Source organism: Burkholderia sp. ABCPW 11, from assembly GCF_001523445.1.
Taxonomy (GTDB): domain Bacteria; phylum Pseudomonadota; class Gammaproteobacteria; order Burkholderiales; family Burkholderiaceae; genus Burkholderia.
The window spans coordinates 133,246-153,439 of record NZ_LOVM01000037.1 but is presented as its reverse complement, the minus strand read 5'-3'; the positions used below and the strand labels follow the sequence as shown (position 1 = coordinate 153,439).

19 protein-coding genes and 1 other RNA gene are annotated in these 20,194 nt (G+C 64.2%); 14 read left to right on the top strand and 6 right to left on the bottom strand.

The window, feature by feature from the left end; translation table 11 throughout:
- Window positions 1-83: 83 nt before the first annotated feature.
- The 3 genes from WS61_RS17095 to WS61_RS17090 are packed head-to-tail and all read left to right on the top strand — an operon-like array spanning window position 84 to window position 1,996.
- Window positions 84-1,343, top strand: coding sequence for a hypothetical protein (locus tag WS61_RS17095; protein ID WP_059501709.1), 1,260 nt, complete (start codon window positions 84-86; stop codon window positions 1,341-1,343).
- 4 nt (window positions 1,344-1,347) lie between these two features.
- The gene (locus WS61_RS34900; protein ID WP_157692743.1) at window positions 1,348-1,821 is read left to right on the top strand and encodes a hypothetical protein; all 474 of its coding nucleotides are present in this window, start codon (window positions 1,348-1,350) and stop codon (window positions 1,819-1,821) included.
- Window positions 1,796-1,996 (top strand): transcriptional coactivator p15/PC4 family protein, encoded by a 201-nt coding sequence (locus WS61_RS17090; RefSeq protein ID WP_059501707.1) that lies wholly within the window; start codon window positions 1,796-1,798, stop codon window positions 1,994-1,996. Before WS61_RS34900 ends, WS61_RS17090 begins: the two co-directional genes overlap by 26 nt.
- Window positions 1,997-2,017: 21 nt before the next feature.
- Here the strand turns inward: WS61_RS17090 and WS61_RS17085 are convergent, their stop codons facing one another.
- Window positions 2,018-2,320 carry a hypothetical protein gene (locus WS61_RS17085; RefSeq protein WP_157692742.1) on the bottom strand — a complete coding sequence of 101 codons (303 nt, stop codon included), beginning with the start codon at window positions 2,318-2,320 and terminating at the stop codon, window positions 2,018-2,020.
- 1,049 nt (window positions 2,321-3,369) lie between these two features.
- On the opposite strand from WS61_RS17085, the gene WS61_RS17080 reads away from it, so the two are divergent.
- Together WS61_RS17080 and WS61_RS33595 are read left to right on the top strand one after the other, a co-directional pair.
- On the top strand, window positions 3,370-4,284 hold the full coding sequence (locus WS61_RS17080; RefSeq protein ID WP_059501704.1) for an integrase domain-containing protein: 915 nt from the start codon (window positions 3,370-3,372) through the stop codon (window positions 4,282-4,284).
- On the top strand, window positions 4,277-4,486 hold the full coding sequence (locus WS61_RS33595) for an AlpA family transcriptional regulator (RefSeq protein WP_095211757.1): 210 nt from the start codon (window positions 4,277-4,279) through the stop codon (window positions 4,484-4,486). The genes WS61_RS17080 and WS61_RS33595 overlap by 8 nt, the downstream gene beginning before the upstream one ends.
- A gap of 57 nt (window positions 4,487-4,543) precedes the next feature.
- Here WS61_RS33595 and WS61_RS17070 read toward each other — a convergent pair whose 3' ends face one another.
- The 5 genes from WS61_RS17070 to ompA form a co-directional block, all read right to left on the bottom strand.
- Window positions 4,544-5,791 (bottom strand): integrase arm-type DNA-binding domain-containing protein, encoded by a 1,248-nt coding sequence (locus WS61_RS17070; RefSeq protein ID WP_059501699.1) that lies wholly within the window; start codon window positions 5,789-5,791, stop codon window positions 4,544-4,546.
- Window positions 5,792-5,992: 201 nt separating this feature from the next.
- Window positions 5,993-6,362, bottom strand: a transfer-messenger RNA (tmRNA) gene (gene ssrA / locus WS61_RS17065).
- Between the two features lie 17 nt (window positions 6,363-6,379).
- Window positions 6,380-7,093, bottom strand: a complete 714-nt coding sequence (gene gph, locus WS61_RS17060) for a phosphoglycolate phosphatase (RefSeq protein ID WP_059501698.1) — start codon at window positions 7,091-7,093, stop codon at window positions 6,380-6,382.
- Window positions 7,094-7,106: 13 nt separating this feature from the next.
- On the bottom strand, window positions 7,107-7,805 hold the full coding sequence (gene ubiG / locus WS61_RS17055) for a bifunctional 2-polyprenyl-6-hydroxyphenol methylase/3-demethylubiquinol 3-O-methyltransferase UbiG (RefSeq protein ID WP_059501696.1): 699 nt from the start codon (window positions 7,803-7,805) through the stop codon (window positions 7,107-7,109).
- A 152-nt stretch (window positions 7,806-7,957) separates the two neighbouring features.
- Entirely contained in the window at window positions 7,958-8,626 is a 669-nt protein-coding gene (gene ompA, locus WS61_RS17050) for an outer membrane protein OmpA (protein WP_006400736.1), read from the bottom strand.
- Between the two features lie 528 nt (window positions 8,627-9,154).
- On the opposite strand from ompA, the gene gyrA reads away from it, so the two are divergent.
- The 9 genes from gyrA (at window position 9,155) to WS61_RS17005 (ending at window position 20,127) form a co-directional block, all read left to right on the top strand.
- Window positions 9,155-11,758: a DNA gyrase subunit A gene (gene gyrA, locus WS61_RS17045; protein ID WP_059501694.1), complete on the top strand. Its 2,604-nt coding sequence runs from the start codon at window positions 9,155-9,157 to the stop codon at window positions 11,756-11,758.
- Window positions 11,759-11,841: 83 nt separating this feature from the next.
- Window positions 11,842-12,441 (top strand): DUF2059 domain-containing protein, encoded by a 600-nt coding sequence (locus WS61_RS17040; protein ID WP_006486966.1) that lies wholly within the window; start codon window positions 11,842-11,844, stop codon window positions 12,439-12,441.
- Window positions 12,442-12,596: 155 nt separating this feature from the next.
- Window positions 12,597-13,679 carry a 3-phosphoserine/phosphohydroxythreonine transaminase gene (gene serC / locus WS61_RS17035; RefSeq protein ID WP_059501692.1) on the top strand — a complete coding sequence of 361 codons (1,083 nt, stop codon included), beginning with the start codon at window positions 12,597-12,599 and terminating at the stop codon, window positions 13,677-13,679.
- A 33-nt stretch (window positions 13,680-13,712) separates the two neighbouring features.
- Window positions 13,713-14,795, top strand: coding sequence for a prephenate dehydratase (gene pheA / locus WS61_RS17030; protein ID WP_059501691.1), 1,083 nt, complete (start codon window positions 13,713-13,715; stop codon window positions 14,793-14,795).
- Window positions 14,796-14,982: 187 nt separating this feature from the next.
- Complete coding sequence (locus tag WS61_RS17025; RefSeq protein WP_059501689.1) at window positions 14,983-15,909, top strand: prephenate dehydrogenase/arogenate dehydrogenase family protein; 927 nt, start codon at window positions 14,983-14,985, stop codon at window positions 15,907-15,909.
- 13 nt (window positions 15,910-15,922) lie between these two features.
- On the top strand, window positions 15,923-17,227 hold the full coding sequence (gene aroA / locus WS61_RS17020) for a 3-phosphoshikimate 1-carboxyvinyltransferase (RefSeq protein WP_059501687.1): 1,305 nt from the start codon (window positions 15,923-15,925) through the stop codon (window positions 17,225-17,227).
- A 13-nt stretch (window positions 17,228-17,240) separates the two neighbouring features.
- Complete coding sequence (gene cmk / locus WS61_RS17015; protein WP_059501685.1) at window positions 17,241-17,927, top strand: (d)CMP kinase; 687 nt, start codon at window positions 17,241-17,243, stop codon at window positions 17,925-17,927.
- 141 nt (window positions 17,928-18,068) lie between these two features.
- Window positions 18,069-19,781: a 30S ribosomal protein S1 gene (gene rpsA / locus WS61_RS17010; RefSeq protein WP_011544885.1), complete on the top strand. Its 1,713-nt coding sequence runs from the start codon at window positions 18,069-18,071 to the stop codon at window positions 19,779-19,781.
- A 22-nt stretch (window positions 19,782-19,803) separates the two neighbouring features.
- Window positions 19,804-20,127, top strand: coding sequence for an integration host factor subunit beta (locus WS61_RS17005; protein ID WP_006486894.1), 324 nt, complete (start codon window positions 19,804-19,806; stop codon window positions 20,125-20,127).
- Window positions 20,128-20,194 lie beyond the last annotated feature (67 nt).

Here is a 20,194-nt window from a genome sequence, read left to right as displayed (position 1 = left end):
AGGAGAAACTCATCCCCCATTGATGACTCGTTCTTTGTCGGCCCGACTACCTGTCAGATCAAGTCCCGGCTAATACATCTGACTTGCATACGATCGCGGTCACGGCCGGCGTCAACAAGCTGCCGTACTTTCAGCTGCTACAGGACGTCGGCGCCGCCGCATTCCACGGCGAGACGAAGGACTTCCTGACGATGCATGGCATCATCGCCGAATCGCTGGCCGGCGAGCTGAATCGCATCTCGGGTGACCTGCTGAACCCGTCTCTGGCCGGGAAGCTCGCCAATTCGACGATGAAGGTGTCGCTGCTGCAGGCGTGGACCGACGGCCTTCGCCGCGGATTCAGTCTGTCGATGATGGGTGCGCTGGGAAAAATGGGACAGACGCCGTGGGAGCGGCTCCACAACTATGATCGCACGCGTCTCGAGCGCGCCGGCTTCACGCCCGAGGATTGGGAAGTGATCAATCGGACGCAACTGACCGAATACCGCGGACGCCAATTGCTCACGCCGGAGTCGATACACGACACCGGCGCGCCGCGCACCCAGGAAGTCGTTCAGAAGGTGCTGTCCTTCATCAACAATGAGGGCGAGACGGCCGTCCTCAATCCCGATCTTGCGACGCGTGGCGTGACGACGTGGGGTATCAAGGCGGGCACGGTGCCCGGCGAGCTCGCGCGCGCGGTGATGCAGTTCAAGGCGTTCCCGATCGCACTGATCTCCCGCCACTGGCGTCGCATGTTGAGCCTGCCGACGGGCTTCGAGGAAGGACAGCCGCTGATGGCAAACCGGTACTTGTACGCGTCATCGTTTCTAGCGTCGTCGGTCCTGCTCGGCGCGGTGATCACGCAGGTGAAGCAACTGCTGCAGGGCAAGGATCCGATCGACATGAGCCGCCCGAAGTTCTGGCTGCAGGCTTCATCCCAAGGCGGTGGCTTGAGTTTTCTCGGGGACATGCTGCTGCAAGATCCAAACAGCCAATACGGCTCTCCTGCGGCGAACGGGATCAAAAGTCTGGTTGGCCCGGCCCCTGGCGCGGTTCTTGGGGATCTTCTATACGACATGGTGATCGCCAACACGTACAAGGCGGCTCAGGGAAAATCCACTGATCTCGGCGCGAAGGCGGTCAACCTTGTGCGCTCACACACTCCGTTCATTAACCTCTGGTACCTGAAAGCCGCGATCGACCACGGCTTCATGAATGCCTTGCAGGAGAACCTGTCGCCGGGCTATCTCGGCCGTCAGCAGCAGAAGGCGGCGCAGGAATGGGGCCAGTCGTTCTACTGGGCGCCGCAGGAGCATACGCCTCATCGCGCGCCGGATCTCAGCCATGCATTCGGAGGGTGATCGAATGGTCGACAGCGAACGTCTTCGGAAGCTGCGTGCGCTTTCCGATTCGTTGGACGGCCACGCCGCGCGTGCGGTGTCCGAGCCGGCGATCGAACGAGCGCTTGCGCGGAAATCGTCGAGCAGCCGGCCCGGATCGTTACGCGCGGAAGCGTCGTCGGCTCGGAACCTCGCTCATTGCCTGCGACGGGCGGTCGAAGTCCTGTCGAGACAGGCGACACCGTCGGTGCCCAAGCCGACGGTGTCCGTGATGCCCGGAAATCAGGCCCTGATCGCGATGGGGCTGACGCGCTGCGCCAGTGGAAGCTGGCGGCACGAACGCGGATTCTCGATCGACCGTCACGACGATGGTATGTGGCAGGTGTCGGAGGCCGGAGCGCTTCTGGCGCTCGGTCAATTCAGGACGGCAAGGGCCGCTGCGACGGCACTCGTTCAGCACATGGAGGCAACCGATGGAAGTCTTGGCACGCGTGCGTAAGAACGACTCGGCGGAAATTCGGATCACGCGCGAGATCTACATGGGCCGGCCCGTGATCAATATCCGTTTGTGGTGCCTTCCGGATGGCGGAGGCGAGATGGTGCCGAGCCGGAAGGGGCTGACCTTCGACGCAGGCAAATGGCCGGAGCTTCTGGAACAGCTGACGCACCGCTAGAGCGGCGTGCTGCCGTTCGCCTCACGACTTTCGCAGGATGTCGGAGACGGACGGCATCCGCTGAAGCTTGGGCGCGTCGTTTGTCGGCTTGCCCGTGACCTGCGCCCAGAGCTTCAGCAGCGTGACGCCGGCGTAATGCTTCGGCTCGGCACCGAGATTGCGATAACCGAGCAGCGTCGTGCGCGGGATCTGGGTGAACTGCGCGATCTCCGCGAGGGTGTAGTCGGCCCGCCGCACGTCCTCGAGGACGCGGAACCAGTCAACACTTTGAGCCGGCTCGATCGGCCGTTTCGTCTGGGTGCCTGCAGAAAGGGATAGCGACATTGCGGTCCCCCAGAGTGGTGATATGTGGAATTGCGCGAATCACCTCGCGCGCGCACATTTTATATATAACGAAGCGAAAATGAGAGTATTAATGTCGAATATTTGGAATTGGTTGGAATATGTGTGAACGTGTGCTGAAGTTTGGACAACTTTTCATCGTGGCGCGGTGATCGCCGCCATCCTCACGAAAAGGGAGCGCGCATACCATCGTGTTGCAAGGACGATACAGGCAATTTGCGGCGCCAATGCGGTGCATCACTTTGCGAAATCGCGAGTACTGGCACGACACATCATCATGTTCGGTGTGCGTCACTCTGTAGACGTGACCGCCATTTTTCGGTGCGGGGCGCAGACTGCTGAAAAGTCGTTGCCAATCTGTATGAGCACCGCTAATGTTGCTCCACACCCCGCCTGGGTAAGGCATCGACTGAAGTGCGCCGAAAGTGATCGGCAATTGCTTGAAAAGCCCGCTCTGCGGGCGCGGTGACTTGATCACCGAATGAACTGAGTAGGGCCCACGCCCAAAATCCGTCCATCGCTTCCTGATGGACTCGTGACTGCTTCGCCGGTAGGCGAGGCCCCAGCTGCTTTTCGCGTCCTGCGAAAGGCAGTGCTATGCAATCCCCGTATGCCGCGCCTGCGGCAATCAATCCGTGACGTGCGCTCCCCAGCGCTAACGCCGTGCCGTGGCGCGCCCGTTTCAATCGTCCTCGTGACGACCGACGGCGCGCCTAACCTCGGCGTCTGCAATCTCGTACCGACTCGCTCGGTACGCATCAATTCGCGCGGTCGGGGCATTGGCGCCCCTCGATCGGTCGCAAAGCCAAAAACACGGATCAAACGGGGGAAGCGTCCTCCTGCCACGCGTCGAACCTCACCGGGTTCATGCGTGCCGGGCTGCGTCAGCTGGCTGGCGTAGAACGCTCCCAATCTCACCAGGCCGAGGCTCGTGCCCCCGTTTGTTGTCTCCCAGCTGCGTTTTCGCGGCTCCGTCCAGCGGATAGGGAGGCAACTGGGGTCGAGCCTCACGTCATGGATTCGGGGTACGCATGTCGCACAAATCTCTCACGGCCGACCTGTGCCGTGCTGCGCGCGGGGCGCGTGGCAAACAGGCAAACTCGACCTCCAAAGGTCGGGAGAAGTCGCTCGCGCGTTTCGCGCGATTTCTGTGGGACACGGGCTTTCAGGTTCACACGACCGGTCAGCTAAAAGAAAAGCATCTGCTCGCATGGTCGAACGACATGACGGCCCGAGGGCGTTCGAAGCGGACGGCCATCAACAACATGACGCACATCCGAACGGCGCTCGAAGGGATCGGGCGCCGGCCGTTTGCCGACAAGATGAGCAATGCGTCACTCGGGCTATCGGGTGCAAGTCGGGCCGGCACGAAGCGGCCGATGATGCGCGACGAGCTGGAACCGTATCGTGCTGCTGTTGCTGCGATCGATCCCGGCATTGCGGTTGTGCTCGAGCTGCAGCTCGAGTTGGGACTGCGTGCCCGCGAGGCTGTCGAAAGCATCAAGTCGCTGGCTGACTGGCAGCGCGCGCTGTCGAGCTCGATCGGAGACGGCTTCGTGACCATCATCCACGGGACGAAGGGAGGCAAGACGCGACGGAGTCCGCCATTGGATCGGCAGCGCGCCGCCGAGCTGGTGGAGCGTGCGATTGGACTGTCGAACCAGTACGGCGGGAAGCTGGTTCGCAAGCCGGATCTGAAGCGGGCGATGGAGCGCTATCACTATGTCGTTCGCAAGGTCGGCATGACCGACGAGCGCGCGCCGCATAGCCTTCGCTACGCATACGCAACTGAGCACCTGGAGCGGCAGAGGGCCGCGGGCGTATCGCGCCGGGAGGCGGCCGCCGGTGTGTCGACGTGGCTTGGTCACGGGGACGGGCGGGGAACGTGGGTGGAGCAAGTGTACGGACGGGAGGCGCTTGCTGAAGGGGAGGCACGCCATGCATAAGCACGTCGACTCGCTGCCGCTCAATGGTCTTTCGCGGTGGAACCAGATTGCGCCGTTCGTGGGCGTGTCCCGCGAGACATGGCGGAAGCGATGCTTGGAAGGGCGCGCACCGCAGCCGATACAGCTGACCGCGCGCTGCACCGTCTGGCGAAACGAAGAGGTGCATCGCTGGTTGGCCGACCCGCAGAGCTATTCCGCGTGAGTGGAGGGGCCGCCGGGCAGGGAGGTGGCGCTCGTTTCTGGGTGGTCGGGCGGGAGTCTACGCGGCTCCAGACGCGGCGGTGATCGGGATGATGTCGGCGCCGGCCCTGAGCCGGTCGAGGTAGTCGGCCCATCGCTGCATCATTTCACGGCGATGCGGCAGGTGTGCGGTGCGGTTGTACGCGCGACCGAGCGGATCTCGCACGGCGTGAGCGAGCTGCGCCTCGACGATCTCTGCCGGCACGCCCAGCACCTCGTCGAGAATCGTCCGCGCCATTGCTCTGAAGCCGTGACCGGTCATCGTGTCGCCGTCATATCCGAGGCGGCGCAGCGCGCCGTTGATCGTGTTGTCGGACATCGGGCGGTCTTTCGTTCGAACGCTCGGAAACAGGAACCGACCGGCGCCAGTCAGCGCGTGCAGTTCGCGCAGGATCGCGACCGCTTGCGCTGACAGCGGAACGATGTGCGCGCCGCCAGCCGCTTTGCCTTGTCTGGTGCGTTTCATCCGCAGGCTCGGGATTTCCCAGGAGCCGGCGTCGAGGTCGAACTCCGACCACTCGGCTGCGCGCAGCTCGCCGGGCCGCTGAAAAACCAGCGGGGCAAGGCGCAACGCACATACGACGGGGAACGTGCCCTGATAACCGTCGATCGCTCGAAGCAGCTCCGCAACCTGCTTCGGATCGGTGATGGCTGCCATGTGCGTTTGCTGTACCGGCGGAAGAGCGCCGCGTAGATCGGCGGTGACGTCGCGCATCGCCCGACCGGTTGCCACTGCATAGCGGCAAACCTGACCGATGTTCGCGTGCAGGCGGTGGGCCGTTTCAAGCGCGCCGCGCTTCTCGACACGGCGCAGCGCGTCAAGCACGTCCGGCGGCGCGAGGTCGGCAACCGGCTTGCCACCGATCCACGGAAACGCGTCGACTTCCAGTCGGCGCAGGATGCGGGCTGCGTGGCTCTCGGACCAAGACGGAGCGTACTTTGCGTGCCACTCGCGCGCGACAGCCTCGAACGAGTTTTCCGCGTTGAGGCGCTGGCTGCGCTTCTCGGCCTTCTTCACCTCGCCCGGGTCGATCCCTGCCGCCAGTTTGTCGCGCGCGGCGTCGCGCCGCTTGCGCGCCTCGATGAGGGGCACGGTCGGATATGTGCCGAGCGCAAGGCTCTTCTCTTTCCCGCCAAATCTGTACTTGAGCACCCACCGCTTATTGCCGGTCGGCTTGATGAGCAGGAACAGGCCTCCGCCGTCGAAAAGCTTCTGCTGCTTTTCGGTCGGTTTGGCGTTACGGATCGCGATGTCAGTGAGGGCCATATGCGCGCTCTTGTGCAGGGGGCTTCCAGCGGGACGATCGGGGGTTCTCGATCCGAATTTTCGAGGAGAACCCCCGCGAGGACCCCCAAGTGGGGGTTGCTGTCGTTTGAAGAAGGTTGCAGAAGTTTGCAATAAAAAACCCCGCAGAGCTAGGCCCGGCGGGGTTTTCTAGTCAAACGTTGGAGACGTTTGGCGGGAATTTGGTGGAGGCGGCGGGAATCGAACCCGCGTCCAGAAGCGCTCCACGACTAGTTCTACATGTTTAGTCCAGTCTTTTGATTTAACCGCAGCGACGCGGACGAACACGCTGCACTACGGCGATTCGCTGGATTTTCGACCCTGGCGTCGCGACGCCGACAGGGCTTAACTGACGTAAATGACCTCTGGCGGTATTGCTACCGGTCTTGCGACACTAGCCCGTCAGTGAACTAGGCAGAGGACGGCGGCCCTTAGGCTGCCAGTGCGAACGTATCGTCGTTTGCAGTTACGATTTTCCCATTGATTAACGAGGTGACGGGTCCTCGACATGCCCTAGCCGCTTCACAACCCCTGTCGAAACCAGGTCGCCCCCGCGGATAAGATCAAACATTATAGCCCAACATCGCGCAGCAGGTCCCGCAGTTCCTGCGTCGTGTCGACGAGGTGCTGGGCCTGCCAGTCGACCGGCGCGACGCCGTCGCCGCAATAGCCGTACGCAGCTGCCACTGTGGCCATGCCGGCGGCGCTGCCGGCCTGAATGTCGCGCAGGTCGTCGCCGACGTAGACGATGCGCGCAGGCGCGAGCGCCAACTGGTCGGCCGCATGTAGCAGCGGGGCCGGATGCGGCTTCGAGTGCGGCGTTGTGTCGCCCCCGACGACGCACGCGGCGCGCGGCGCGAGACCGAGCAGCTCGACGAGCGGCGCCGTGAGCCGCATCGCCTTGTTCGTGACGATGCCCCAGCGCACGCCGCGCGCATCGAGTTCGTCGAGCACGTCGCCGATGCCGGGGAACAGCGTCGTATGCACGCAGAGATCGGTTGCGTAGTTGGCCAGGAACTCGTCGCGCATCGCTTCGTAGCCGGGCGTGTGCGGATCGATGCCGAACGCGCCGCCGAGCAGGCCGCGCGCGCCGGCCGAGGCCAGCGGCCGCAACACGTCGAGCGACGTTTCGGGTAGGCCGCGCTCGCGCTGCATCTTGTTGACGGCTGCCGCGAGATCGGGCGCCGTGTCGGCGAGCGTGCCGTCCAGATCGAACAGGACCGCATCGCAGTGCAGCAAGCGCGGTTCGTCAGCGATCCGCGCAGTCGAAAGGGGAGTCGTCATGCCGGTCGAAAGGTCATGCGCCGCGTCGGCATGCGACGAGGTAGTTGATGTCGGTGTCGTTCGACAGCGCGAAGCGCTTGCCGATCGGGTGATACGTGATGCCCTTGATCTCGACGATGTGCAGATCCGTCGCGCGCACGAAGCCGGCCAGTTCCGACGGGCGGATGAAGCGCGCGTAATCGTGCGTACCCTTCGGCAGCATTTGTGCGATGTATTCCGCGCCGATCACCGCGAACAGATAGGACTTCAGGTTGCGGTTCAGCGTCGAGAAGAACACCCAGCCGCCCGGTTTCACGAGCGTCGCGCACGCGGCCACGATATCGCCGGGTGACGGCACGTGCTCGAGCATCTCCATGCATGTGACGACGTCGTAGGTGCCCGGTTCGCGCGCGGCGATCGCTTCGGCGGCGATCGCCTCGTAATCGACCGAAATGCCGCTTTCGAGGCTGTGCAGGTCGGCAACGCCGAGCGCTTCGGTCGACAGATCGATGCCTTTCACCTGGGCGCCGAGCCCGGCCATCGATTCGGACAGGATGCCGCCGCCGCAGCCGATGTCGAGCGCGCGCTTGCCGGCCAGGTGCGCATGCGCGTCGATCCAGCCGAGCCGCACCGGGTTCAGGTCGTGCAGCGGCTTGAATTCGGCATTCGGATCCCACCATCGGTGGGCGAGGTCGCTGAATTTCTGGAGTTCGTGCGGATCGGCGTTGGTCATGTCGGCAAACGGGCTACGAGAGGAGGGCGATGCATCGGTGCGTCAGCCCCGAGTATATAAGCGGGCGGACGACGAGGCCAGCGAGCGCCTGGACGGGCATCAATGAAAAAGCCCCGCCGGAGCGGGGCTTTGAAGCAGTCGAAAACCGCGGCTTACTGCGCCGGAACGGTCGTCTTCTGCACTTCTTGCGTACCGACCACTTCGACTTCCACGCGGCGGTCCGGTGCGAGGCAGGCGATGAGTTGCTTGCGGTTCTTCTGGTTGCAGCCGGTCGTGACCGGGTTGCGCTTGCCCTTGCCTTCCGTGTAGATCTTGTTGGCCGGCACACCCTTGCTGACCAGGTACGACTTCACGGCTTGCGCACGGCGCAGCGACAGACGGTCGTTGTACTTGTCCGAACCGATGCGGTCCGTGTAGCCCGTTGCGACGACCACTTCCGTGTTCATGCCCTGGATCTTCGATGCCAGTTCGTCCAGCTTCTGCTTGCCCAGCGGCTTGAGCGTTGCCTTGTCGAAGTCGAACAGTGCGTCAGCTTGATACGTGATCTTCTGGCTCGTGATGGCCGGAGCGACCGGAGCGACCGGCGGCTGCGGTGCCTGGGCGACCAGTGCGCCATCGCACTTCGCGTTGGCGGTGGCCGGCGTCCAGAACGCATCGCGCCAGCAGAGCTCGTTCGTGCCGTTCATCCACACCCATTCGCCCGTGCCGTTCACCCAGTTGTCATTGACGGCTTGACGCGACGCCGGCACCGACTGTGCCGAAGCGGATGCAGCCATAACTGCGGTAGCTGCAATGAACGCGAGCTTTGAAAGTTTATTCATATTTCTCCTCTCGAAATTGAGATTACCGCAGGTTTACTGCGAGCCTGTTGACGGTGACAAGTCATACATTGCTCGAAGTATAACATTGGTGCGGCACAAAAAACGCGGCACCGCTCTGTGTAGACTTCGAGCAGCGTCTAACTTTCAGTGCGTTGGCATTTTGCCATATCGTTCCCTTCCTACGAAAAAAAATCCTCCCCACCCCAAGATCGCTTCAACTTTGTGGTGCATGCGCAACACCGGCCTGCCGTAACTTTTAGAGATTGTCAAGAGCGTGGCCGGGAAATCGTACGAATGCATGCCATCGTTTACTCGCGCGCGTGAAACACGGCGGATGGGATCGTATGCGACGTCTCCAGTCGCGCGCGATTTCGGCCGATTCGCCGCCGCCGCGATTTTTGCTGTTTACATATAGAGGGGGAGCGGATTGGCGGCTGATGGGCGCATGTTAGAATCTCGCGTTGCGTTGCGCATGCAGCGCCCACGCGAAAGGCGTTCGCCGTCTTCGCTCCGAAACGATACGGATACATGGATCAATTCGCCAAAGAGACCCTGCCCACCTCCCTCGAGGAGGAAATGCGCCGTTCGTATCTCGATTACGCGATGAGCGTGATCGTCGGACGTGCCCTTCCGGATGTCCGCGATGGCCTGAAGCCCGTGCACCGGCGCGTATTGTTCGCGATGCACGAACTGAACAACGACTGGAACCGCGCGTACAAGAAATCGGCGCGTATCGTCGGTGACGTGATCGGTAAATATCACCCTCACGGTGATACCGCGGTCTACGACACGATCGTGCGGATGGCGCAGGACTTCTCGCTGCGCTACATGCTGATCGACGGGCAGGGCAACTTCGGCTCGATCGACGGCGACAATGCCGCGGCGATGCGTTACACCGAAATTCGCATGGCGAAGATCGGTCACGAACTGCTCGCCGACATCGACAAGGAAACGGTCGATTTCGAGCCGAACTACGACGGCAACGAAACGCAGCCGTCGGTCCTGCCGTCGCGTATTCCGAACCTGCTGATCAACGGCTCGTCGGGCATCGCGGTCGGCATGGCGACCAACATCCCGCCGCACAACCTGAACGAAGTCGTCGACGCGTGCCAGCATCTGCTCGGCAATCCGGAGGCGACGATCGACGAGCTGATCGAGATCATCCCGGCGCCGGACTTCCCGACGGCCGGCATCATCTACGGCGTCGCCGGCGTGCGCGACGGCTACCGCACCGGGCGCGGCCGTGTCGTGATGCGCGCGGCCACGCATTTCGAGGAGATCGACCGCGGCCAGCGGATGGCGATCATCGTCGACGAGCTGCCGTACCAGGTGAACAAGCGCTCGCTGCTCGAGCGGATCGCCGAGCTCGTCAACGAGAAGAAGCTCGAAGGCATTTCCGACATCCGCGACGAGTCCGACAAGAGCGGCATGCGCGTCGTGATCGAGCTCAAGCGCGGCGAAGTGCCGGAAGTGGTGCTGAACAACCTGTACAAGGCGACGCAGCTTCAGGACACGTTCGGCATGAACATGGTCGCGCTCGTCGACGGCCAGCCGAAGCTGCTGAACCTGAAGGAAATCCTGCAGTGCTTCCTGTCGCATCGACGCGAAGTGCTGACGCGCCGCACGATCTACGAACTGCGCAAGGCCCGCGAGCGGGGCCACGTGCTCGAAGGTCTCGCGGTCGCGCTCGCGAACATCGACGAGTTCATCGCGATCATCAAGGCTGCGCCGACGCCGCCGATCGCGAAGCAGGAACTGATGGCGAAGCCGTGGGATTCGTCGCTCGTGCGCGAGATGCTGACGCGCGCCGAGAGCGAGAACGCGGCGGCCGGCGGCCGGTCCGCGTACCGTCCGGAAGGCCTGAACCCGGCGTTCGGGATGCAGACCGACGGGCTGTACCGCCTGTCCGACACGCAGGCGCAGGAAATCCTGCAGATGCGTCTGCAGCGCCTGACCGGCCTCGAGCAGGACAAGATCATCGGCGAGTACCGCGAAGTGATGGCGCAGATCGCCGACCTGCTGGACATCCTCGCGCGCCCCGAGCGGATCACGACGATGATCGGCGAGGAACTGACGTCGGTGAAGGCCGAATTCGGCGACGCGCGCCGCTCGAAGATCGAGCTGAACGCGACCGAGCTGAACACCGAGGATCTGATCACGCCGCAGGACATGGTCGTCACGATGTCGCATGCGGGCTACGTGAAGTCGCAACCGCTGTCCGAGTACCGCGCGCAGAAGCGCGGCGGTCGCGGCAAGCAGGCGACGCAGATGAAGGAAGACGACTGGATCGAGACGCTCTTCATCGCGAACACGCACGACTACATCCTGTGCTTCTCGAACCGCGGCCGCGTGTACTGGGTCAAGGTCTATGAAGTGCCGCAGGGCTCGCGCAACTCGCGCGGCCGCCCGATCGTCAACATGTTCCCGCTGCAGGAAGGCGAGAAGATCAACGTCGTGCTGCCGGTCAAGGAATTCTCGGCCGACAAGTTCATCTTCATGGCGACGTCGCTCGGCACCGTGAAGAAGACGCCGCTCGAAGCATTCAGCCGCCCGATGAAGAAGGGCATCATCGCGGTCGGCCTCGACGATGGCGACTACCTGATCGGTGCGTCGATCACCGACGGCGCGCACGACGTGATGCTGTTCTCGGATTCCGGCAAGGCCGTGCGTTTCGACGAGAACGACGTGCGCCCGATGGGGCGCGAGGCGCGCGGCGTGCGCGGCATGCAGCTCGAGGACGGGCAGCAGGTCATCGCGATGCTGGTCGCGGGCAGCGAGGAGCAGACCGTGCTCACCGCAACCGAGAACGGCTACGGCAAGCGCACCCCGATCACCGAATACACGCGTCACGGCCGCGGCACGAAGGGCATGATCGCGATCCAGACGTCCGAGCGCAACGGCAAGGTCGTGGCCGCCACGCTCGTCGACGCCGAGGATCAGATCATGCTGATCACGACGGCCGGCGTGTTGATTCGCACCCGTGTTTCCGAGATACGCGAGATGGGGCGCGCCACGCAAGGTGTTACACTCATCAGTCTCGATGAGGGTACCAAGCTCTCTGGCCTGCAGCAGATCGCGGAGGCCGAAGAGGGAGAGGGCGAGGCCGACGAGGCGTCGGACGGCGAAGCCTGAAGAACGGATGAGACTCTGGCCGCCGCGGGCGAAAAGCGCCGCGGCCGGCGAGCAACCATTCATATTTCCAAAAGGGAGTGATGATGCAAAAGCAATTCAAGCAACTGGTTCTGCTGGCTGCACTGGTGCCGACGTTCGCGATGGCGCAGGCGCTGTCGAATTCCGCACCGGCTGCTCCGGCGGCAGCTGCGCCGATCGACGCCGACAAGAAGGCGGCGATCAAGGATCTGCTCGACGCGATCGACGCGCCGAAGCTCGTGTCGGCAATCGGCAACAGCGCCGAAATGCAGGCCAAGCAGCTCGTGCCGGCGATCCTGTCGGACGCGCTGTCGGAAAACAAGACGCTGAACGACAAGCAGAAGCAGGCTGCCGTTCCGACGCTGCAGAAGAACGCGGTGCCGAAGCTGGTCGACGGTGCAGGCAAGGTGTTCGGCACGCAGCAGTTCCAGAGCGACGCGATGTCGGCTCAGTACGACGCGTACGCGAAGTACTACAGCACGTCGGAGATCAAGGATCTGACGACGTTCTACAAGAGCCCGACGGGCCGCAAGTTCATCCAGGTTCAGGATCAGGTCGGTCGCGACGTGGTCAACGGCCTGATGCAGAAGTACATGCCGCAAGCGATCCAGGCAACGCGTACGCAGGCTGACAAGGAAGTCGCAGCAGTCAAGCCGGGCAAGTAAGCTGTCCGGGCACGCCCCCGGCCGTTCGGCCGGGTTTGGCGGGAGCCTGACGACAGTGCGATAATGGCCGTTTGCGCGCGAGCGCAAGCGGCCATTTCTTTTCTGGCGCGTTTTGCCGGCGGCAAGCCGGTCGCGTCCCTCCCGAGGTTTTCACGATGCGCGTCTTTAATTTCTCCGCCGGCCCCGCGGCGATGCCCGAGGAAGTGTTGCGGCAGGCCGCCGACGAAATGCTCGACTGGCACGGCAGCGGCATGAGCGTGATGGAGATGAGCCATCGCGGCAAGGAATTCATGTCGATCCACGAGGCCGCGCTGACCGACCTGCGCGACCTCCTCGGCGTGCCGGCGAGCCACCGGATCCTGTTCCTGCAGGGCGGTGGCATCGCGGAAAACGCGATCGTGCCGATGAACCTGCTCGGCTCGCGCAAGACGGCCGACTTCGTCGTGACGGGTTCGTGGTCGCAGAAATCGTTCGGCGAGGCGAAGAAGTTCTGCACGCCGCATCTGGCCGCGACCGGCAAGACGGAGGGCGGCTTCACGCGTGCGCCCGCGCGCGCCGAATGGCAGCTGTCGGACGATCCCGCCTACGTGCATCTGTGCACCAACGAGACGATCGACGGCGTCGAGACGTTCGAGATCCCCGATCTCGGCGACGTGCCGCTGGTCGCGGATGTCTCGTCGCACATCCTGTCGCGCCCGATGGACGTCGCGAAGTACGGCGTGCTGTTCGGCGGTGCGCAGAAGAACATCGGGATGGCCGGCGTGACGGTCGTGATCGTGCGCGAGGATCTGCTCGATCGTGCGCTGTCGATCTGTCCGTCCGCATTCGAATGGAAGACCATCGCCGCGAACAACTCGCTGTACAACACGCCGCCCACCTACGCGATCTACATCGCGGGCCTCGTGTTCCAGTGGCTGAAGCGGCAGGGCGGCCTCGAAGCGATCGAGGCCCGCAATATCGAAAAATCGAAGCTGCTCTACGACACGATCGACGCGAGCAGTTTCTATCTGAACAAGGTCGAGCCGGCAGCACGTTCGCGGATGAACGTGCCGTTTTTCCTGGCCGACGAAACGCGCAACGAAGACTTCCTTGCCGGCGCAAAGGCGCGCGGGCTGCTGCAGCTGAAGGGCCACAAGTCCGTCGGCGGCATGCGGGCGTCGATCTACAACGCGGTGCCGCTCGAGGGCGTGAAGGCGCTCGTCGAGTACATGAAGGACTTCGAGCAGCGCGGCGCCTGACCGCGGCGCTGTTCAAACAGCACGGCAAAACGCATGGACGACGAACTGAATTCCCGCCTGAAACCGCTGCGCGACCGCATCGACGCGATCGACGCGCAGCTGATTGCGCTCCTGAACCAGCGCGCCGCGGTGGCGCTGGAGGTGGGCGAGGTCAAGAAGCATTTCAACGCGCCGGTGTTCCGGCCGGAGCGCGAGCTGCAGGTGATCGCGCGGCTGCAGGACATGAGCGCGGGGCCGCTCGCGAGCGAGCACATCAGCGCCATCTGGCGCGAGATCATGGCGGCGAGCCGCGCGCTCGAGCAGACGATCCACGTCGCGTTCCTCGGGCCGGTCGGCACGTACAGCGAGCAGGCGATGCTCGAGTATTTCGGTCAGTCGATCGAAGGGTTGCCGTGCCCGTCGATCGACGAGGTGTTCCGCTCGGTCGAGGCCGGCGCGTCCGCGTTCGGCGTCGCACCGGTCGAGAATTCGACCGAAGGCGCGGTATCGCGCACGCTCGACCTGCTGTTGCAGACCCAACTGGTGATCAGCGGCGAGCTCGCGCTGCCAATCCATCACAACCTGCTCACGCAGAGCGGCACGCTCGACGGCGTGAAGCGTGTCTGCGCGCATGCGCAGGCGCTCGCGCAATGCCAGCAGTGGCTCGCGGCGAATGCGCCGCAGCTCGAGCGGCAAGCCGTGGCGAGCAACGCGGAAGCCGCGCGTCTGGCCGCGGCCGACCCGACCGTCGCCGCGATCGCGGGCGATCGCGCGGCCGCGCATTACGGCCTGCAGATTGCGTTCTCGCTGATCCAGGACGATCCGCACAATCGCACGCGCTTCGTGATCGTCGGCAAGCAGCCGGCCGGCCAGAGCGGTCACGACCAGACGTCGCTGATCGTGTCGGTGAAGAACGAGCCGGGCGCCGTGTTCAAGCTGCTCGAGCCGCTCGCGCGGCACGGCGTGTCGATGACGCGCTTCGAGTCGCGTCCGGCGCGCGTCGGCACGTGGGAGTACTACTTCTACATCGACATCGAGGGGCATCGCGACGATGCGGCGGTGGCGGCCGCGCTGGCGGAACTCGGCCAAAAGGCTGCGTTCCTGAAGATACTCGGTTCGTATCCGCGCGCACGCTGACGCGGCGGCTCGTCGCCTGCGGTGCGCAGGCGGCGCGCGAAGAAGCGGGCAGGGCAGGCCGATCGGCGCTGCCGAAGGCGGGGGCGGGCGGTATCCGGCGCAGGTTGCGCCGGGTGCGGGCCGGTTGCCCGGAATCTGGAATTCCGCGTGCTGGGCGTCGTCCCGCACGCGTAACTTGGCTCTTGTCGTGTCAGGCTTTGCATTCAACAAACTGGTCATCTTCGGCGTCGGCCTGATCGGCGGATCGCTGGCCCGCGCGCTGCGCGAACGCGCGCCGGGCGGCGCGGGCGAGATCGTCGGCGTGGGCCGTTCGCGTGCATCGGTCGAGCGCGCGCTGTCGCTCGGCGTGATCGACCGCGCAGCGGCGCTCGACGACGACGCGCAGGTGCGCGATGCCCTTGCCGGCGCCGATCTCGTCTTGCTGGCCGCACCCGTCGCACAGACGGGCCCGTTGCTCGCACGTATTGCGCCGTGGCTCGACGGCGCGACGATCGTCACCGATGCAGGCAGCACCAAGTCCGATGTCGTTGCGGCTGCGCGCGACGCGCTCGGCGCGCGGATCGTGCAGTTCGTGCCGGGTCATCCGATCGCCGGACGCGAGTCGAGCGGCGTCGAGGCTGCGTTGCCGGACCTCTACGTCGGCCGCAACGTCGTGCTGTGCCCGCTGCCGGAGAACGCGCCCGAAGCGGTGGCCCGGATCGACGCGATGTGGCGCGCGACCGGCGCCGACGTGCGCACGATGACCACCGAACAGCACGATCGCGTATTCGCGTCGATCAGCCATCTGCCGCACGTGCTGTCGTTCGCGCTCGTCGAGCAGATTCTCGGCGAGGCCGACGCGGAACTGAAATTCTCGTATGCGGCCGGCGGTTTTCGCGATTTCACGCGCATCGCGGCGTCGAACCCGGAAATGTGGCGCGACGTGTGCGTCGCGAACCGCGCGGCGCTGCTCGACGAACTCGATGGCTACATGCGCGTGCTCACGCGGTTGCGCGCGGCGATCGACGCCGGCGACGGCGCGGCGCTCGAAGCCGTATTCACGCGCTCGCGCGCCGCGCGCAAGGCATGGCAGGAACGCGGCGGCACGCCCGCTGCCGAACCGGTCAAGAAATAACAGGACGATTCCCATGGACTATCTCGATCTCGGCCCGTACTCCAGCGCATCGGGCACCGTGCGCCTGCCCGGCTCGAAGAGCATTTCGAACCGCGTGCTGCTGCTCGCGGCGCTCGCCGAAGGTGAAACGACGATCACCAACCTGCTCGACTCCGACGATACGCGCGTGATGCTCGATGCACTCGGCAAGCTCGGCGTGAAGCTCGCGCGCGACGGCGACACCTGTGTCGTCGCCGGCACGCGCGGCGCGTTTACCGCGAAGACGGCCGACCTGTTCCTCGGCAACGCGGGCACGGCCGTGCGGCCGCTGACCGCCGCACTCGCGGTGAACGGCGGCGACTACCGTGTGCACGGCGTGCCCCGCATGCACGAGCGGCCGATCGGCGATCTCGTCGACGGCTTGCGCCAGATCGGCGCGCAGATCGACTACGAGCTGAACGAAGGCTACCCGCCGCTGAGGATCAAGCCCGCGACGATCTCGGTCGATGCGCCGATCCGCGTGCGCGGCGACGTGTCGAGCCAGTTCCTCACCGCGCTCCTGATGACGCTGCCGCTCGTGAAGGCGAGGGACGGCCGGATCGTCGTCGAAGTCGACGGCGAGCTGATCTCGAAGCCGTACATCGACATCACGATCCGGCTGATGGCGCGCTTCGGCGTGAGCGTCGAGCGCGACGGCTGGCAGCGCTTCGTCGTGCCGGCCGGCGTCCGCTATCGCTCGCCGGGGCGGATCATGGTCGAGGGCGACGCGTCGTCCGCGTCGTACTTCCTCGCGGCCGGCGCGCTGGGCGGCGGCCCGCTGCGGGTCGAGGGCGTCGGGCGGGCGAGCATCCAGGGCGACGTCGGCTTCGCGAATGCGCTGATGCAGATGGGCGCGAACGTGACGATGGGCGACGACTGGATCGACGTGCGCGGCATCGGCCACGATCACGGCAAGCTCGAGCCGATCGACATGGACTTCAATCTGATTCCCGACGCGGCGATGACCATCGCGGTCGCGGCGCTGTTCGCGAACGGCACGAGCACGCTGCGCAACATCGCGAGCTGGCGCGTGAAGGAGACCGACCGCATCGCCGCGATGGCGACCGAGCTGCGCAAGGTCGGCGCGATCGTCGAGGAAGGCCCCGACTATCTCGTCGTCACGCCGCCGGAAAAGCTCACGCCGAACGCGGCGATCGATACGTACGACGATCACCGGATGGCGATGTGCTTCTCGCTCGTCAGCCTGGGCGGCGTGCCCGTGCGGATCAACGATCCGAAGTGCGTCGGCAAGACGTTCCCCGACTATTTCGACCGCTTCGCCGCGCTCGCCAAAGCCTGATTCGACTGTTCCGATGAAATCGACCCGACCCTTTCACCCGACTCCCGTCATCACGATCGACGGCCCGACCGCCTCCGGCAAGGGCACCGTCGCGGCGCTCGTCGCCGCGCACCTCGGCTTCCACCTGCTCGACAGCGGCGCGCTGTACCGGCTCGCGGCGCTCGCGAGCGTGCGCTACGGAATCGCCGCGGAAGACGTCGACGCGCTGGTGAAGCTGATCGACGATCTGCACATCACGTTCCGTGAAGGCTGCGCGCAGCTTGACGGCGTCGACGTGTCGAACGACATCCGTGCCGAAGCGGTCGGCAACCGCGCGTCGGCCATTGCCGTGCACGGCCCCGTGCGCACCGCGCTCGTCGCGCGCCAGCGGGCGTTTCGCAAGACGCCGGGCCTCGTGGCGGACGGGCGCGACATGGGCACGGTGATCTTCCCCGACGCCGTGCTGAAGGTGTTCCTGACGGCCAGCGCCGAGGCGCGCGCGACCAGACGGCATAAGCAATTGATGCAAAAAGGTTTTTCTGCTAGCATAGATGACTTGCTCCGGGATCTTCGTGAACGTGACGCGCGCGACAGCAATCGCGCAGCCGCGCCGCTGAAGCCTGCGGCAGATGCCAAGCTGCTCGATACGTCGGCACTTTCGGTCGATGAAGCCGTCGATCAGGTGCTGCAGTGGTACCGGGCGCTCGGCCAGCCAGCCTGAGAAGGCGGGCGGCAGTAGGTGCTCCGCGCGTAAGTGCAGAGCGTGTTTCGAACCCTTAACCCCGTGTGGTCTTCGATCTGGCCCTTTCAGCCTGCCATTCCGGCCGGCGTGGCACAGCGAGCCATGCACAATCAGATTTTTATGTCCGACCTGCAAACCTCCACCCCGAATACCGAATCCTTTGCGGCTCTGTTCGAAGAGTCGCTGACCCGCCAAGACATGCGCGCCGGCGAAGTGATTTCCGCCGAAGTCGTGCGCGTCGACCACAACTTCGTGGTCGTCAATGCAGGCCTGAAGTCCGAGGCTTACATTCCGATCGAGGAATTCCTGAACGATCAGGGCGAGGTTGAGGTGCAGTCGGGCGATTTCGTGTCCGTCGCGATCGACGCACTCGAAAACGGCTACGGCGACACGATCCTGTCGCGCGACAAGGCGAAGCGCCTTGCATCGTGGCTGTCGCTGGAAAAGGCGCTCGACAACAACGAGCTCGTCACCGGCACGATCACCGGCAAGGTGAAGGGCGGCATGACCGTGATGGTCAACGGCATCCGCGCGTTCCTGCCGGGTTCGCTGGTCGACACGCGTCCGGTCAAGGACACGACCCCGTACGAAGGCAAGACGCTAGAGTTCCGCGTGATCAAGCTCGATCGCAAGCGTAACAACGTCGTGCTGTCGCGTCGTGCAGTGATCGAAGCAACGCAAGGCGAAGAGCGCGCGAAGCTGCTCGAGACGCTGAAGGAAGGCGCGATCGTCAACGGCGTGGTCAAGAACATCACCGATTACGGCGCGTTCGTCGACCTCGGCGGCATCGACGGCCTGCTGCACATCACCGACATCGCATGGCGTCGTGTGCGTCACCCGAGCGAAGTCCTGTCGGTTGGCCAGGAAGTCACCGCGAAGATCCTCAAGTTCGACCAAGAGAAGAACCGCGTCTCGCTGGGCATCAAGCAACTGGGCGACGATCCGTGGGAAGGCATCTCGCGCCGTTACCCGTCGGGCACGCGCCTGTTCGGCAAGGTCACGAACATCACCGACTACGGCGCATTCGTCGAAGTGGAATCGGGCATCGAAGGCCTCGTCCACGTGTCGGAAATGGACTGGACCAACAAGAACGTTGCGCCGTCGAAGGTTGTCCAGCTGGGCGACGAAGTCGAAGTCATGGTCCTCGAGATCGACGAAGACCGTCGTCGTATCAGCCTCGGCATGAAGCAGTGCAAGCCGAATCCGTGGGATGACTTCAGCCGCAACTTCAAGAAGGGCGACAAGATCACGGGCGCAATCAAGTCGATCACCGACTTCGGCGTGTTCATCGGTCTGCCGGGCGGCATCGACGGCCTGGTCCACCTGTCGGATCTGTCGTGGAGCGAAGCCGGCGAAGAAGCCGTTCGCAAGTACAAGAAGGGCGACGAAGTCGAAGCAATCGTGCTCGGTATCGACGTCGAGAAGGAGCGCATTTCGCTCGGCATCAAGCAGCTCGAAGGCGACCCGTTCAGCAACTACGTTGCAATGAACGACAAGGGCTCGATCGTCGACGGCGTCGTGAAGACGGTCGATGCGAAGGGTGCGGTCGTCACGCTGACGGGCGACATCGAAGGCTACCTGCGTGCGTCGGAAATCTCGCAGGATCGCGTCGAAGACGCACGCAACGTGCTGAAGGAAGGCGACAAGGTCAACGCGATGGTGATCAACATCGATCGCAAGTCGCGCGGCATCAACCTGTCGATCAAGGCGAAGGATTCGGCCGAACAACAGGAGGCGATCCGCGGCCTGCAGTCGGACTCCAGCGCTGCTGCGACCGGTACGACCAACCTCGGCGCGCTGCTGAAGGCGAAGCTCGACGGCCAAAACCAGTAAGCCTTACGAGGTCTGCTGAAGTATGACCAAATCCGAGTTGGTCGCGCAGCTGGCATCGCGATTTCCGCAACTTGTCCTCAAGGATGCGGATTTCGCGGTGAAAACGATGCTCGATGCGATGTCCGACGCCCTGGCGAAAGGGCATCGCATTGAAATTCGGGGTTTCGGCAGCTTTGGCCTCAATCGTCGCCCGGCGCGTGTCGGACGCAACCCGAAGTCGGGGGAGAAAGTGCAGGTGCCCGAGAAGTTCGTGCCGCACTTCAAACCTGGCAAGGAATTGCGTGAACGCGTCGACGGTCGCGCCGGTGAACCGCTGAAGGCTGACGATCCGGACGACGAGCGTTGAACGTCGTTCGGTGTGCCCGGAACCTGTCCGGCGAAGGCTGAAAAGAAAAGCGCCCCTTGCGGGCGCT

Bases quoted from the DNA above. Each gene is read 5' to 3' on its own strand.
- WS61_RS34900 (WP_157692743.1), top strand. From the start codon at position 1,348: ATGGTCGACAGCGAACGTCTTCGGAAGCTGCGTGCGCTTTCCGATTCG.
- rpsA (WP_011544885.1), top strand. From the start codon at position 18,069: ATGTCCGACCTGCAAACCTCCACCCCGAATACCGAATCCTTTGCGGCT.
- WS61_RS17005 (WP_006486894.1), top strand. From the start codon at position 19,804: ATGACCAAATCCGAGTTGGTCGCGCAGCTGGCATCGCGATTTCCGCAA.
- serC (WP_059501692.1), top strand. From the start codon at position 12,597: ATGCGCGTCTTTAATTTCTCCGCCGGCCCCGCGGCGATGCCCGAGGAA.
- aroA (WP_059501687.1), top strand. From the start codon at position 15,923: ATGGACTATCTCGATCTCGGCCCGTACTCCAGCGCATCGGGCACCGTG.
- pheA (WP_059501691.1), top strand. From the start codon at position 13,713: ATGGACGACGAACTGAATTCCCGCCTGAAACCGCTGCGCGACCGCATC.
- cmk (WP_059501685.1), top strand. From the start codon at position 17,241: ATGAAATCGACCCGACCCTTTCACCCGACTCCCGTCATCACGATCGAC.
- gph (WP_059501698.1), bottom strand. From the start codon at position 7,093: ATGACGACTCCCCTTTCGACTGCGCGGATCGCTGACGAACCGCGCTTG.
- WS61_RS17080 (WP_059501704.1), top strand. From the start codon at position 3,370: ATGTCGCACAAATCTCTCACGGCCGACCTGTGCCGTGCTGCGCGCGGG.
- WS61_RS17085 (WP_157692742.1), bottom strand. From the start codon at position 2,320: ATGTCGCTATCCCTTTCTGCAGGCACCCAGACGAAACGGCCGATCGAG.
- WS61_RS17070 (WP_059501699.1), bottom strand. From the start codon at position 5,791: ATGGCCCTCACTGACATCGCGATCCGTAACGCCAAACCGACCGAAAAG.
- gyrA (WP_059501694.1), top strand. From the start codon at position 9,155: ATGGATCAATTCGCCAAAGAGACCCTGCCCACCTCCCTCGAGGAGGAA.
- WS61_RS33595 (WP_095211757.1), top strand. From the start codon at position 4,277: ATGCATAAGCACGTCGACTCGCTGCCGCTCAATGGTCTTTCGCGGTGG.
- ubiG (WP_059501696.1), bottom strand. From the start codon at position 7,805: ATGACCAACGCCGATCCGCACGAACTCCAGAAATTCAGCGACCTCGCC.
- WS61_RS17090 (WP_059501707.1), top strand. From the start codon at position 1,796: ATGGAAGTCTTGGCACGCGTGCGTAAGAACGACTCGGCGGAAATTCGG.
- ompA (WP_006400736.1), bottom strand. From the start codon at position 8,626: ATGAATAAACTTTCAAAGCTCGCGTTCATTGCAGCTACCGCAGTTATG.
- WS61_RS17040 (WP_006486966.1), top strand. From the start codon at position 11,842: ATGCAAAAGCAATTCAAGCAACTGGTTCTGCTGGCTGCACTGGTGCCG.